At 63.2% G+C, this 14,357-nt stretch carries 9 protein-coding genes; 4 read left to right on the top strand and 5 right to left on the bottom strand.

From position 1 onward, the window contains the following. The first annotated feature begins 193 nt into the window (after window positions 1-193). The 4 genes from SINAC_RS05520 to SINAC_RS05505 all read left to right on the top strand — a co-directional run bounded on the left by SINAC_RS05520 (window position 194) and on the right by SINAC_RS05505 (window position 5,646). Window positions 194-1,183 (top strand): HEAT repeat domain-containing protein, encoded by a 990-nt coding sequence (locus SINAC_RS05520; protein WP_015244698.1) that lies wholly within the window; start codon window positions 194-196, stop codon window positions 1,181-1,183. A 530-nt stretch (window positions 1,184-1,713) separates the two neighbouring features. Beyond that, window positions 1,714-3,189, top strand: a complete 1,476-nt coding sequence (locus SINAC_RS05515) for a hypothetical protein (RefSeq protein WP_015244697.1) — start codon at window positions 1,714-1,716, stop codon at window positions 3,187-3,189. 902 nt (window positions 3,190-4,091) lie between these two features. Continuing rightward, window positions 4,092-5,099, top strand: coding sequence for a DUF1559 family PulG-like putative transporter (locus SINAC_RS05510; protein WP_015244696.1), 1,008 nt, complete (start codon window positions 4,092-4,094; stop codon window positions 5,097-5,099). Window positions 5,100-5,196: 97 nt separating this feature from the next. Further along, window positions 5,197-5,646, top strand: a complete 450-nt coding sequence (locus SINAC_RS05505; RefSeq protein WP_015244695.1) for a hypothetical protein — start codon at window positions 5,197-5,199, stop codon at window positions 5,644-5,646. Window positions 5,647-5,783: 137 nt separating this feature from the next. Here the strand turns inward: SINAC_RS05505 and SINAC_RS05500 are convergent, their stop codons facing one another. The 5 genes from SINAC_RS05500 to SINAC_RS05480 all read right to left on the bottom strand — a co-directional run bounded on the left by SINAC_RS05500 (window position 5,784) and on the right by SINAC_RS05480 (window position 14,347). Beyond that, on the bottom strand, window positions 5,784-6,998 hold the full coding sequence (locus SINAC_RS05500; protein ID WP_015244694.1) for a DUF362 domain-containing protein: 1,215 nt from the start codon (window positions 6,996-6,998) through the stop codon (window positions 5,784-5,786). Between the two features lie 204 nt (window positions 6,999-7,202). Then, window positions 7,203-7,949 (bottom strand): metallophosphoesterase, encoded by a 747-nt coding sequence (locus SINAC_RS05495; RefSeq protein ID WP_015244693.1) that lies wholly within the window; start codon window positions 7,947-7,949, stop codon window positions 7,203-7,205. After that, a complete protein-coding gene (locus tag SINAC_RS05490) occupies window positions 7,906-10,497 on the bottom strand; it encodes a DEAD/DEAH box helicase (protein ID WP_015244692.1) in 2,592 nt (863 codons plus the stop codon). Before SINAC_RS05490 ends, SINAC_RS05495 begins: the two co-directional genes overlap by 44 nt. A gap of 256 nt (window positions 10,498-10,753) precedes the next feature. Next, a complete protein-coding gene (gene egtB, locus SINAC_RS05485) occupies window positions 10,754-12,088 on the bottom strand; it encodes an ergothioneine biosynthesis protein EgtB (protein WP_015244691.1) in 1,335 nt (444 codons plus the stop codon). 168 nt (window positions 12,089-12,256) lie between these two features. Next, a complete protein-coding gene (locus SINAC_RS05480; RefSeq protein WP_015244690.1) occupies window positions 12,257-14,347 on the bottom strand; it encodes a YXWGXW repeat-containing protein in 2,091 nt (696 codons plus the stop codon). Window positions 14,348-14,357 lie beyond the last annotated feature (10 nt).

Here is a 14,357-nt window from a genome sequence, read left to right as displayed (position 1 = left end):
AGATCAGGGCCAGGCCCCTAGCCTCTACAGCGCCGATCCACCTGGCTTTTGCAATCCTTCGGTGCGCTGACGGGGTTGCTTGACGGCCGGTGCTGAATCCTTAAACTGAGAAGGGATGAAGGGTGCGTGGAACGCGCCGGTAACATTCGGCGCGTGATGCGCATTCGCTTCTCTCTCCCATGAATGATGCTTCATGAGCCAACCAACCGAGCACCAGCCGCCGTACGACCCTGCCTTGACGGACCTGCCCCCCGTCGAGGCTCCCTCGGCCGGGTTCATCGTCCAGTTGTTCGTGATCCCGGCCGTCATCGTGGCGGTCGTGATCGTCGTCTGGCTCCTGTTCGGCAAGCTGGCCGGCGGCGAGCGCGACGCGATGGAGTACGTCCGCCTGCTGCGCTCGCCGAACGCCCACTGGCGGGCCGCCTACGAGTTGGCCAGCCTGATCCAGAACGATCCCAAGTTAGCCAGCGACCCCAAGCTGCTCGGCGAGTTGACCGACCTGCTGGCGCACGACCTTGATCTCAAAGAGAGCCCGGAGCTCACCCAGTACGTGACCCTGACGCTAGGTGCATTCCAAACCCTCGACGCCCAGTCGGCCGACGGCCGGAACGTCGATCCGCTGACCATCCTGGCCCGTGCCCTCGAACCGAAGCAACCTCCGCAAGTCCGGCTCGCCGCCGCCATCAGCCTCGCCAAACACGCCGCCCGGCTCGACGGCCGCCTTGAAGACGCCGGCGCGATCAAAGCGCTGGAAGTGGCCAGCGAGGACGAGAATCAGGAACTCCGCCAGGCCGCGGTCTATGCTCTCGGTTTCTTCGGCGGCGATTCGTCCACTCGCGTGCTCCGCGACCGGCTCAAGGACGTCGACTGCTACGTCCGCTACAACGCCGCGATCGCCCTGGGCCGACGCGGCGACTCCGCGAGCCAAGGCGTCTTCCGTGAGATGCTCTCCTCCACCGATCTGAACAAGATCATCACCCTCTCCTCACCGAGCGAGAAGCACAGCAAGATCGAGGCGATCGAACTCGAAGCCCTGCAAGCCCTCCAATACTCGGTCGACCACAAGTCCCCCGGACTGGCCGAGCAGCTCCGTCCCGAAATCAGCAACCTGAGCAAATCAGGGCTGGTCGGCGTCCGGAACAGCGCCCTGGCACTTTTGAAAAGTTTACCCGTCACCCCTTGAAAAATTCGTACTTAACGAAAGCCCCCCTCAGTCGCGACGAAAATCCGTGGTAATCCGATTGCCGGAGATGCGCCGGCTCTGTCTGACGGAGAGAAAGTCCTTTCCTGCGGGCAAAATCAGGAACATGGGCCACCGGATTCGGGAAGATTCCTGCCGCGCCGCTGACCGGCTGCGCCAGGATTCAAAGGGGGTGAGAATGGGAATGGCGCGAGGGTTGCTCTCTGAAGCGCCCAGGCCGAGTGAAGAAGCCCGGTTCCGGCCGAACTTCTTTATATCGGCGGAAAACGCTCCGGAATTCCGGAAAAAATCGTTTTCCCGCTAACCTCCCAATTTGCCCATGTTATACTGATCGTAGGGGCGTTTCAGAGTGATGAAACGCGCCCCGCCCGATCGAGTGCGACTTTGGGACAATCCAAAAGGACTCGGGGGAGGACGATCTCAGGGACGAGACATGGCTCTCCGTCTTGGGCCGTTTGACACCACTCGCGCAGACAACAGGGAAGCCCGCTTACATCGTCGAGGAGAAACGCATGTCGGAGTCCATGAGAGTGATGCGTCCCATTGCGGGCGCGGCCTTGGCGCTGTGGGGGCTTGCGAGCCCAGCCTTGGCCACGTACGGCGGGGGGGCCTGTACAAGCTGTGCACCGGCTCCTGTCGTCCAGGCTCAGTGCAACGTCGTGAGCCTGGTCCCGCAGTACCAGACGGTGATGCAAACCGTCTTTGAAACGGTTTATGAGAACCAGCCGACCACAGTGATGGAGACCCGCTACCGTCAAGGGTATCGGACCGAGAACTACACGGTGATGCGGCCCGTGTCCGAGACCACCCAGGTCGCTCGGCGGTACACGGTGATGCGCCCGGTCTACCAGACCACCAACACCCAGCGCCGCTACACCGTCAGCCGACCGGTCTACCAGACCACCAACACCCAGCGACGTTACACCGTCAGCCGACCGGTCTACCAGACTCAGCGTCTGGAGCGGAAGTATACGGTGATGCGGCCCGTCTACCAGACGTCGTCCGTGCAGCGCCGCTACACCGTCAGCCGACCGGTCTACCAGACCACCAACACCCAGCGACGTTACACCGTCAGCCGACCGGTCTACCAGACCACCAACACCCAGCGACGTTACACCGTGATGCGGCCGGTGATGCAGACAAGCATGGTTTCGCAGAACTACACGGTCTGCAAGCCCGTCACCACGGTCCGTCAGGTCGTGGAAGAGTGCGGCTACTTCGAGCGACAGATGGTCGAGGTCCCCGGCCCGGTCGTCGAGCAGCCGGTCTGCGCCCCGGTTGACCCGTGTGCCCCCAGGACAGGCCGGCTGTTCGGCTTCCTCCACCACAAGAGACGTGCCTACGCGACCGTCGCCACGGTGGCCGTCCAGTGCCCCCCCCGTACCGTCTGCCAGTCGGTCTTCGTTTCTCGACCGGTGGTGCGCGACATCTCCGAGACGAGCTATGTCTCCGAGACGGTGACCCGCCAGATCCCGGTTCAGACCTGCACGATGGTGGCCGAGGAGCGGGTCGAGAACATCCCCGTCACCACCTGCCAGATGGTCTGCGAAGAGAAGGTGGAGAACATCCCCGTCACCACCTGCCAGATGGTCTGCGAAGAGCGGGTGGAGAACGTCCCCGTCACCACCTGCCAGATGGTCGCCGAAGAACGGACCGAGCCCTACGAAGTGCGCACCTGCACGATGGTCAATGAGGAGCGGGTCGAGAACATCCCCGTCACCACCTGCCAGATGGTCTGCGAAGAGAAGGTGGAGAACATCCCCGTCACCACCTGCCAGATGGTCGCCGAAGAACGGACCGAGATGGTCCCCGTCACCACCTGCCGAATGGTCGCCGAAACGGCCGCGCGACAGGTCCCGATCTGCGTCCCCGAACAGGTCCCCGTCACGGTGAACCGTTGCGTCGCCCGCCAGGTGGCCCGGCAGATTCCCGTACAGACCTGCACCTATGTCCCCGTGGCCGTCCCCGCCTGCCTGACCTGCCCCTGAGCTTGACTCCGGTTAAGTTCGGACTTCCCGCCCGCATTGACGAGCAGCGGCGGTATCCCTCACCCAGGGATGCCGCCGCTGTTTCGTTTCACCACGTTCTCTCATTACATATTCGCCACACCGGTTCCGAACCTCTCGTGGTTCGTCGCGTGCCGAGAAGGGAAGGGGGTTCGGGAGCAAAGCCCCAAGTTCCCGTTTCCGCAGCCCCGGTCAAGAATGCCCCCTCCCTCTCCTTGCCAACGGCGATCACCCAAGCACGATGCTTTCAACCATGATCCACCGACGTCTCGGCAATGCCGTGCCACATTGTAAATCCGTCTTATCATGTCAGCACGACATCACTCACGCCCCCCAAAAATTATCCATCACGTGCTGGCAATTATTTTGACAAGGACACTGCAACCGGTTAAATAGATATCTGAAGACGCTTTATATTCCCTAATTCATTAGGTGAATTTTTCCGGCCAGTCGTCCTCTCCCCGATTCCAAGTAGCAGTCACAGAGCACACAAAATTACAGGTCTTCATTTTTAGTACGACCGACTTCCCCCCCTGTTCAAGTCTCGGCTTGGCGAAGAAACGGCTCCACCAGCAGGAAAACAGGTTGCCACGCGTAACGCATTTGACAAGTGTGTTTCGCCATCTTGTTGCCTTAAGCCTCGGCCTTCGAGCTAGATGACTTATTCGCTGAACTGGGCAAATGCACCCTTGAGGACGTTTGTCTCGGGTAAGTGTATTCCTTTAGAAACGGAAACACCGAGGCTTCACGTCCAGAACAATCCGATTCTGTTGCGTGGGTGCTCACTGGGCCTCGGACCACGGTTTAAATGCCCCCCACCGTCCTGAAATCAGGACAAAACTATATTCATGTATTCCGTTAGTACGCCCGGAAAGGAGACTTCGATGCGAAGACGTGGTTTTACGCTGATCGAGCTCTTGGTGGTGATCGCGATTATTGCCGTCCTGATCGCCCTGCTGTTGCCCGCCGTTCAGGCGGCCCGCGAGGCGGCGCGCCGGGCCCAATGCATTAATAACCTGAAGCAGATCGGCCTTGGGGTCATGAACTACGAGAGCGCCAACGGGAGCTTCCCGCCGGGCGAGAAAGGTTGCTGCTGGGGAACGTGGGGCGTCTTCATCCTGCCGTTCATCGAGCAACAGGCCCTCTTCAATGCCTGGAACACCGCTGGCAATAACGATCCGAGCAACCCCAATGCGGACAGCCCATTTCGCTACTACGGCGTGGCCAACTCGACGGTAACCTCCAGCCGGGTCAATGCCTATGTCTGCCCGACCGATCCCAGCGGTGGGATGCGCCGTACGGACTCCGCGCGGTATCACAACTACGTCGTCAACTACGGCCAGACCGACCAGGCGCAGACCACGACGTATAGCATTCCGAGCCCCTCCAACGCGGCGATCCTCGTCACATTCAAAGGCGCACCGTTCACCGACATCGGCTCACCTTATATCGACATCCCGGGCTATGCACTCGGTTTCGTCAAGCTCCCCACGGCCTCGATCGCGTCGGTGACCGACGGCCTGAGCAACACGCTGATGGCTTCGGAGCTCCGGATCGCCGCTCCGCAAAATGACGGCGACCTCCGGGGATTCACCTGGTGGGGGCCCTCCTCGAATTTCAACACCATCATCGCGCCGAATAGCACCTTCCCCGACGCCATGGGGAACGGCGGATGTGCCGTCCAAAACCCACCGTGTAACGGCGGCTACATGCCTTCCGGGGCGCAGAATAACGTCGTCTACTTCGGAGCACGAAGCTACCACTCCGGCGGGGTGAACGCCACGATGTGCGACGGCAGCGTCCGGTTCGTCAAGAACTCGATCAACATCCTCACCTGGATGGCCATCGGCACCAGCCAGGGCGGCGAGGTGATCAGCTCCGACGCGCTCTGATCGCGAACCTCGGGTCGACCACCAATCTCCTTTGCTGCCGGCCCGAGGCATTGACACCTTTGGGATTGGATTCGAGGTTTCTTTTAGAGCCCTACTCATGCAATTGATCCGCCTGAACAGATTCCGCCCCGCCTCCCTGCTTCTGCTAGCCACACTCCCGCTCGGAGGCTGCGGTACCGACTCGTCGGCTCCCGCCGACCCCTATACCAGAGTCGCGGTCGCGGGGACCGTCACCCTGGACGGCAACCCGCTGTCAGAGGGAACGATTCAGCTCGACCCCGCCGCGGACACGAAAGGACCAACGGCGGCGGGGGAGATTCATCAAGGGAAGTTCGCGATCGATAAAACTCAAGGACCAGTGGCCGGTAAATATCTCGTCCGCATTTCCGGCCGCCCGATCGTGAAGATCAGCGAGGGGACCCAGCCTGGCGGTACTCCCAAGGTCACCCCTGATCCGGTCCCGTCTCAATTCAACACCAAATCCAAGCTGGAGACCGACGTGCCGGCAGACGGATCATCCAATCTTGAATTTGCACTCAAGAAGTGACGCGACACCGCCCAGGCTGGCCACCGATGAGTAAAGCCGCGTCGCGCGACCAGCCCGCACGACCTTGACGAAGAACGGCGGCCTCCCTTGGCCAGGGAGGCCGCCGTTCTTTTCCATTCACTCGAAGGAATCCTCGGTCAGCTCACGTCGATAATCCGGTGGTCGATCGAGCGACGGCGTCCTTGCGGGGAGTTGAAGTCGAACCGGCCGAGCCCGAGGTTGCCCGCCAGGGCAATATGCTGCGGTTGGCGAATGTCGAAGCCCTCGGTACCGAGCGGATCGAGGGCCGCTTTGCCGGTCCCGGCGACGGGAGGAAGCTTCTCCTCTTTCCGACGGGCATCGATGATCCGCCACTCGACGTGATCGAGGGCGACCGGGTCCGTCGCAAGCAGGAGTGCGTTGTACTCCCAGACAAACTGAGCGTCGCGCCCGAACGGCCCCTTTTGAAACACGCCCTTGATGCCGTCGAGGATCTGGAGGACGCACTTCTTGCGAAGGATCGGATGGCTGACCACCTGGGGGATGAACTGGTTGCACGCGTTGGTGTCGGGCGTACTATGCGAACGAGCGACGTTGTTGACCAGGCCGTGGCTCATGTTCTTGAGAGCGCCGGTCACCCCCGCCGAGCCGTGGTCCTTGAGCACGGGAAGCAGGACAAGCTTGTTGACCCGCTTGGTGACGAGCAATCCCAGGTGAGACCGGAGCGTGCGGTCGTCCTTCGGGTCGCTGCCCCGATGGACCAACTGCATCGTCATGTACTCATCTGGATCATAACCAGCAATCGGGTCATCTCCAGGCCAGCTCAGTTGGAGTTGGCTCGGGTCGTCTTCCGGAGTCAGGCCCCCCCAGCGCACGCCGTCGGGGACGTCCTTGTGCATTCCGGCGGCCATGAACTCCTGCTTGTAACGCTCGAAGACGAACATATCTCGAGTCTTGACCCCGGCCGCTTTCAGGCCTTCGATGACCTCGAGCATCAGTTCGCTCGAGGTATTGGCGAGGGGGTTGCCGACCGGGTTCATTTTGATCCCGACGACATCGCCCGGTTCGAAGAACGAGCGCCAGGCCTCGACGTCGTCATCGGCACCGGTCAGTTCTTTCATCCCTCGGGCGAGAGTCGCCTTGATCGCATCGCGGTTCTTGACCCCTTCCTTGATCATCGCGGGGTTGCGTGCTTCGATGACCCGGCCGGGGTAGGGGCCCGGCAGCCCGAGCTTCCCGAGTACGACGTCAGGATCCTTGACCGCCTCGGGTTCGGCCGCCGAAACGTTCAGGCCAATCAGGGTGGGCAAGGCCGCGGCACTCGCCAGGAACTGGCGACGGCCCAGGCCACCGCAAGGATAAGGCTTACGCATGAGACGGATTTCTCCTCCCGAATGCAGCCAATTGTTGGAGTTTTGCGCACTCCTCAACCGTGAGTGTATCGGCCGAAATGGCAAAGCGAAATGATGGCCAGGACCAAAGAATCCGCAATTTCCGTAAGGCTGGACCTTGGGGAACTCTCGAACTCAAGGAAGATTCACGACGGACCGGTTCCAGGGCGTCGCTCACGATGTCGATCAGGCTGAGACTTCTCCTCCCCTTGGGGCTCTGAGGCGAACAGGAAGCGTCGATATCAGGCCGAAGTCAAGGAGTTCCCCCCCCGCGCCCGCAATACAGCGCAGGGGTTCAACGGGCCTCGGCAATTCGGGGAACCCCGCCATGACGTTCCATCCCGCCGCGTTGGGCGAGAAGGCGGGCAGAATGATCGTTCGCTGGCCAACGAGAAAGCAGGGGGCCGTGACCGCCCCCACGCGCAAGACGGGGTGAATGTGCCCCGAGATCGAGCGCTGGGCATCGATCGGGCGATGGCCATGACCGATCGTCCAGCCGGCCACCTCCTGAGTTTGCAGCGTGCCGGCCGCCGGACGGGGGTCGTGGTTGCCGTGAACGAGGAGCAGGCTCACCTGGCGCGCGTCCAGCCAGCGGGTCAGGCCGCCAAGATCTTCCGCGGTGCGGCGACAAGGAAGCGGCGATTCGACGAGGTCGCCAGCGACGATAAGCCGGTTGACGGGCCAGCGGTCGAAAAGGATCGCGAGCTTCGCCAACGTCTCGGCGAGTGAGTGGGCAGGCAGGCAGTCGCCCCGGGAGGCGCGTGCCCATTCATAGCCGAGATGGACGTCGGCAATGACCGCGGTTCGCTCGGCGAGATGAATGGCCGCCCCTTCGGGCGCAAGGAGCCAGCCGTCGGGTCCCGGGAAGCCAGGCGAGTGGGGCGCGGAGTCAGCCCGAATGATGCCCTCCGATCTCGGTGCTGAGCCGAGCATGGAGCCGCCGGAGCGCCTCGGCGGGTGATTCGAAATGCAGGGGTTCCGGCTCACTCGGATCGACCCAGGCGGCCGCAAACGGGGACAACCCAGGCAGCGATCGGAACCGGACCTCGGGCTGCGTCGCCAGCCAGGCGAGGGCTCGAGGCACGTCGAGCAGATCCTCAAGGATCTCCCGACGCGTCTCACGGAGCAGGGGGTGATCGGGGCAGAGCGCCTTGACCATCGGATAGAGGCGGTGGCTCACCCAGAGCAGGCCCCCCACGCGCCGTCGTCCTCCTTCGGGATTCCGTAAGACCATCAGGGCCGTCGCGGCAATGTGTCGAAACCGTCGGGCGGGAAGTTCACCACGGTCGAGCCCCTCCATCACGTCGTCGGCAAAGCCGACGGACGTCAGGAGGGCCGCAATCTCCGTCGCCTGGAGTTGTGCCTCCTCAGGGAGTCGGATCGACCAGCCCAGGTCGGCGACGACCATGGCGATGTCACGGCCGAACCTGCGGCCGAGCCGAGCGGCAGTGGCCCGACCGAGCGCCTCGCAGGCCGACCGGTTCAGAGGGGCATGGAAGGTGTAGGTCAGGCCGTCGTCGCGGGGCGACTCCTCGACGAGCAACGTCCCAGGAGGCGGAATCTCACTCAGTTGTTCCTGAGCCTCAAACAGGGCGACCAGCACGCCGGCCGCGCGAGGATCGAGACCGTGGACTTCGCCCAGCCAGCCACGAAGCGCCGACGGGCCATCGGCGAGCATCCGAGCGGCCTGCTCACGGAACTCAACCAGGGCGAGAGCCAACTCGGCCGAAAGCGATTGCCGATCGCTCGACCAACGGGGCAAGCTGGATTCCCCATCCGCCGCCTTGGCGTGGACGATGAGGCCCTCGAGCCGGCGAAACTCCAGGGAACGGCCGTCGAGCAAAAACTTATCGCCGACCTGGAGCCGCTCGGCATAGGCTCCTTCCAGAGTGCCCACCTCGACTCCACCGTCGAGCACGCGGACCGACTCCTCCGACTGGATCGTGCCGACGTTGCTCCGGAACCAGCGGGCAACTCGACGGCTCCTCAGCCCGAACAGCCCGCGTCTCCTCCAGAGCCGAGGGGCGGTCCAGCGCGGGGAAGGACCGGACTCTGACTCCACAGCTCCAGCAGGTGCGGCGAGTTCGCCGGCCAAGAAGTCGAGGCAGAGGTCGAAATCGGCCCGAGCGAGGTCGGCCATCGGCCCGGCCTTGCGGACCAGGTCGAACGCAGCGTCGGTCGACCACTCTTCACCACAGGCCATGCCGATCAACTGCTGGCAGAGCACGTCGAGCGGCGCGGCGATCGGCCGAAGCGGCTCGACACGCCCCTGGCGCGCCTCCTCGGCCGTCACCACTCCACCAGCCAGTTCGGCGGGAGTCGCCGCCAGCAAGAGCCCCCGCGAGGCAACTCCCAGCCGGTGCCCCGAACGGCCCACCCGCTGAAGACAGCGGGAAACACCCCCGGGCAGACCGACCTGGACCGTCAGGTCGGCCGAGCCAATATCCACGCCCAGCTCAAGGCTCGTGCTCGTGACCACCGCGCGCAGCTCGCCGGCCTTCAGTGCCGCTTCGACCTGCCGGCGGCGGTCGGCATCAAGCGCCGAATGATGGGCGGCGACCGCTTCGGAACCCCCTTGGATCGTTCGCCGCAGGTCGTGGGTGATCTTCTCGGTGAGCGCCCGAGTATTCGCGAAAACGACCGTCGTCCGGTTCCCGCCCAGGGCCCGTTCGAGCCTGCGTAAAAGCCGGCGATAGGTCAGGCCACGATGCGGGGCCTCATCGGGCTTCAGGAGCGATTCGACCTCCAGAACCATGGCCGGAGCGTCGTTGGGAAGGGGAGCTTCGATGACCCGGCAAGCCCGCGTGGGACCGGCCAGGAATCGCGCCACGGGTTCGGCCGGGCGACAGGTGGCGGAAAGGCCAATCCGACAGGGGTCGGCTGCCGCCTTGGCCGCCAGCCGCTCGAGCGAGACCGCCAGGTCAGCCCCGCGCTTGGTGGGTGCCAGGGCGTGGACCTCGTCGACGATCAGGTGGCGCACCCCGCGCCATTGGTCATGCCAGGCCTCCTGACTCAGCATGAGTGAAAGACTCTCGGGTGTCGTGATCAGCAGGTGGGGCGGCTTGTCGCGCAGCTTCCGACGCTGGTAGGCCGACGTATCGCCCGTCCGAACCCCGATTTTGATCGGGCTCTCCGCCAAGCCGAGCGAGCGCTGGATCGCTTGCAACGGTTCCGCCAGGTTCCGCTCGATGTCATAGCCGAGGCTCCGCAACGGCGACACATAAACCGAGCGCAGACCCTCCGAAAGTGATCCCGAAGCGTGTTCACGAAAGAGCTTGTCGACAATCGCCAGAAAGGCGGCCAGCGTCTTCCCGGTTCCCGTGGGGGAGACCAAGAGGAGATGCTCCCCGGCGGCGATCGGCGGCCAGGCCAGGGCCTGCCCCGGGGTGGGACCACCGGGAAAGGCGTGGGCAAACCAGGCGCGGACCGGCCCCGTCAACGTGGCGTGCTCATCCGAACTTTCCAGATCCTGGGTGTGCATCCAAGCGGGACCGAGGCGATCTCCTTACCCCGTGTCCTCCTCCTCAAAGCATCAAGGGGCCCCTTGCGCTTTTCCAAGCGCCCAGACCTCGACCCGAGGCGACATCGTACCAGATCAGAATCGGCAGTGTCGTGCTTGTAAGTCGTTTCCCTCACTTTAAAAGGCGAGTAGGGAGCAGATCGCTCCCTGTCTGGGCATTCGACCTTCACAGATGAGGGGACCAAAAAGAAAGAAAGCGATCCGCTCTCCGCTCACCTCAGGCGTCGTTGGCCAGGCGAATTCCCGAAAACTGCCAGCGTGCCTCGGGGGGGAAAAAGTTGCGGTACGTGCTCCTGATGTGCGAGCGCGGCGTCACACAGGAGCCGCCGCGCAAGACCATCTGGTTACACATAAACTTACCATTATATTCACCCAGCGCGCCGGCGGCAGGACGGTATCCCGGATAGGGGCAGTACGGGCTCCGCGTCCACTCCCAGACGTCCCCGAAGAGTTGGCTGAGTCTCCCCTCAGCACTGGCCACTGCGAGCGGTTGGGGATGAAAGTACTCGTCCTCGAGGAAGTTCCCCTGAACCTCGACCCCCTCGGTCGCAACTTCCCACTCTGCTTCGCTCGGCAGCCGCGCGTCCGCCCAGCGGGCGTAGGCATCGGCCTCGTAGTAGCTCACGTGGCAGACCGGCTCGTTCGGTTCGAGGTCGCGGAGGCCAGCCAAGGTCATGATCCGCCACTGCCGGCCCTCGGTCTGTTCCCAGTAGAGCGGAGCCGTCCAGCCGTGACTGTTCCGGGCGTTCCATCCGTCCGAGAGCCAGAAGCGAGGCTTATCGTACCCGCCGTCGTCGACGAAGGCGCGAAACTCCTCGTTCGTCACCAGCCGGTCGGCCAGTTGAAACGACTGGACGAAGACCGAGTGACGCGGCAGCTCGTTGTCGAACGCAAATCCATTCCCGTCATGTCCGACCTGCCTCAACCCCTCCGCAAACCGGAGCCATCGCACGGGGGGAACCTCGGTTCCTCCGCTCAGGCGCGGCTCGCGATATGCAGGCCGAAGCGGATTCCGCCCGAACATGAATTTCAAATCCGTCAGGATCAGTTCCTGATGCTGCTGCTCATGGTTCAACCCCAGCTCGATCGTCGCCCCAAGGCGACGGAGCAGCGGCTCCTCTGCGCTTTCCAGCAAGGCTCTCATCCGCTCATCAACGGCCTCACGATAGCGGTAGACCTCCGCAACGGTCGGCCGGGAAATCAGCCCGCGTTCAGCGCGGGGCGTTCGTTCACCAACGGCATTATAGTAAGAATTAAACAAATAAGCGTAATCTTTCGAAACAGCCTCGTCGGCGAATGCCGCTTTGAGCACAAACGTTTCGAAGAACCAGCTCGTGTGGGCCAGGTGCCATTTCGCCGGGCTGGCGTCAGGCATCGACTGGACAACATAATCTTCGATTTCGAGCGGTGCACAGAGGGAAGTGGTGCGACGGCGAATTTCGTCATACCGCGTCGCGAGTCGTTGTTCGGCGATTGCGCTGGTCTGCTCACCGTCGTGGAGGGCCGGCTCGGATATGTCGGGTGTCATCTCGGGGGCCGCCTTCAATTCCATGGGGTGATTCATCCGGGAGAGAGGATCGGCCGGTTCCGACAGCGTTGCGGAACCGACCGATCGCGACTCATCATGGTAGGCAACGGCGAACGAGAGGCAAGGAGATTCGCGCCGTCGACCCTAGGAGAAGGTTAGCTCAAACTCCTGCGCCCTTCGGTCCGGTCCGGTTCAATCACGCTGTCGTTTGTTTTGGCCCTTGGGGGTTGCCTCGTTGGGACGGCCGTTGTTCTGCGGCGCTCTGCGAAACTGAGGAGGCAGTTGGTTCGGATCGGGCTCGTGTCGCTGCTGGCGAAACTGATTGGGATTTCCAGGCCGACGATTCAGGTCCGGATTGGGCTGCGTGGGCACCGGAGGCGGCGTTGCGGCTCGGGCTTGGCGCGCCTGCTGAAGTTGGGCCCGCGCATTCGCTTCACGAGCCTGATTGGCCTCACGGGCCGCGTTGACGGCATTCTGCTGTCGGGCCGCCTTGGCCGCCGCGTTCGCCTCACGTGCCTGGATGGCTTCACGAGCCGCGTTGGCGGTATTCTGCTGCCGAGCCGCTTTGGCCGCGACATTCGCCTCACGAGCCTGCATCGCCTCACGAGCCTGATTGGCCTCGCGGGCCTGGACGGCTTCACGAGCCGCGTTGGCGGCACTCTGCTGCCGAGCCGCCTTGGCCGCCGCATTCGCCTCACGTGCCTGGATGGCTTCACGAGCGGCGTTGGCCGCATTTTCCTGCCGGGCCGCTTTCGTCGCCGCATTGGCCTCACGTGCCTGCATCGCCTCGCGCACCGCGTTGGCGGCATTTTCCTGCCGGGCTGCCTTCGTTGCCTCACGCACCTCGCGGACCGGCTGGGCCCTGTCTCTCAAAGGCATGGAAGCAACCGGCGATCGCGGGAAATCAACGCGTCTCGGCTGATCCGGAAAATTATTCGCCCGCTTGCCCTGCTCCTTGGCCAGCGGCCCCACCTGCGGGCGGCGGGCCAATTCCTGTTCCTGGCGGACCCGTTGCTGGCGGAACTGGTTCAACTGGCTGGCCTGTTGGGCGATCACCTTGCGACGCGCATCATCGATCCGCTCAAAGCGGAGATTCTGGCGAACCGCTGCGCCTTGCTTGGTGGCGGGCCCACCTTCAAGGGTCGCCATCTGGTGAATCGGCCGCCCGATCACCAGATTTTGCACCCTGGTGACATTCTTGACATTCACATTCGTGACGTTAACATTCGTCACATTATTAATGATTGTCTGCTGCTGAACAAAGGTCCGCGCAGGACGGGCTTCGGGATGGTCGCGGCGGTAGCGATACTCCTCGTGCAGCCCGTTGACCCAGCGTGGATCCCGGCGTGTGTGAACGGCGGCGTAGTGTGAGAAGAGGGGGTCGTACCCGTAACGGCTCTGGTGGTACGAATACCACGGGTAGATGCCCGAGTTGAAGTTGGTCACGGCGTAGTAGTCGCCAAAGCAATATTGCTGATACGCCGGCCGGACGAAGAGACTCGACGCCAGCGCGGTCGCGAGCAACCCGACGGTTGGCGTGTAGACGAAATTCGGTTGGCTGTAAATCGGCTGCTGGAAGTAGACCGGGGCAAAGGCGAGGCCTCGCGTGTCCAGCGGATGGTCCCAGTAGCCGTTGACGTACAGGTAGCCGTTGGGGGTCCACACGAAGTGCGCGGGCACCCAGAGCCAGTGCGGCTGGAACGGGACCCAGTACCCTGGCCGCCAGACGTAGCGGGTCTCCTGCCAGTACCAACACCCCGGGGCCCAGGTGGCGTCGGCGGAGGGGGCAGGGCCGTTCGGGCCTACCTCGAGACTCTGGGGCGGTGCCGCCAGGTACTCGACCTGCGTCTGTTCGCTGGAGACCCAGGCGCCCGCGATCCACTGAAAGCCTCCCTGGGCCTGATTCCAATAGCCCGGCACCCACTGCCGGCCCGGCGGAACATCGCGCCAGATTCCGCTGACCCAGAGGTAATCTCTGCGTTCGTCATCCCAGCTCCAGTAACCTGGAATCCATTGGACGTTGGTCCCTTCGGGCTGCTGGTCAGGAGGAAGCTCTTCCACTTGCGGGGGCGGTTCCTTGGGGATGAGCGGCCCCGCCTGCGGATCGAAGACCACGGGCTCGGCAAACGCTTCATGGACCGGTCCGCGCGTGAGGACCTGCATCCCCGCGACATCCTGGGGAGCGTTGGGATCGCCCTGGGCCAAAACCGAAGGCACAGGCCCGACAGTCGCCAGCGTCAGAGTGAAGGCACTCAACCAGGTTGCAACTCGATGTCCGTTCACGATTGCTCGT

The sequence above is a fragment of the Singulisphaera acidiphila DSM 18658 genome, from assembly GCF_000242455.2.
Taxonomy (GTDB): Bacteria; Planctomycetota; Planctomycetia; order Isosphaerales; family Isosphaeraceae; genus Singulisphaera; species Singulisphaera acidiphila.
Note: the sequence above shows the minus strand (reverse complement) of the source record. Positions and strands in the feature narration are given on the sequence as shown.

Coding starts and splice junctions, on each gene's coding strand:
- SINAC_RS05515 (WP_015244697.1), top strand. CDS start 1,714: ATGTCGGAGTCCATGAGAGTGATGCGTCCCATTGCGGGCGCGGCCTTG.
- SINAC_RS05500 (WP_015244694.1), bottom strand. CDS start 6,998: ATGCGTAAGCCTTATCCTTGCGGTGGCCTGGGCCGTCGCCAGTTCCTG.
- SINAC_RS05505 (WP_015244695.1), top strand. CDS start 5,197: ATGCAATTGATCCGCCTGAACAGATTCCGCCCCGCCTCCCTGCTTCTG.
- egtB (WP_015244691.1), bottom strand. CDS start 12,088: ATGGAATTGAAGGCGGCCCCCGAGATGACACCCGACATATCCGAGCCG.
- SINAC_RS05510 (WP_015244696.1), top strand. CDS start 4,092: ATGCGAAGACGTGGTTTTACGCTGATCGAGCTCTTGGTGGTGATCGCG.
- SINAC_RS05520 (WP_015244698.1), top strand. CDS start 194: ATGAGCCAACCAACCGAGCACCAGCCGCCGTACGACCCTGCCTTGACG.
- SINAC_RS05495 (WP_015244693.1), bottom strand. CDS start 7,949: ATGCTCGGCTCAGCACCGAGATCGGAGGGCATCATTCGGGCTGACTCC.
- SINAC_RS05490 (WP_015244692.1), bottom strand. CDS start 10,497: ATGCACACCCAGGATCTGGAAAGTTCGGATGAGCACGCCACGTTGACG.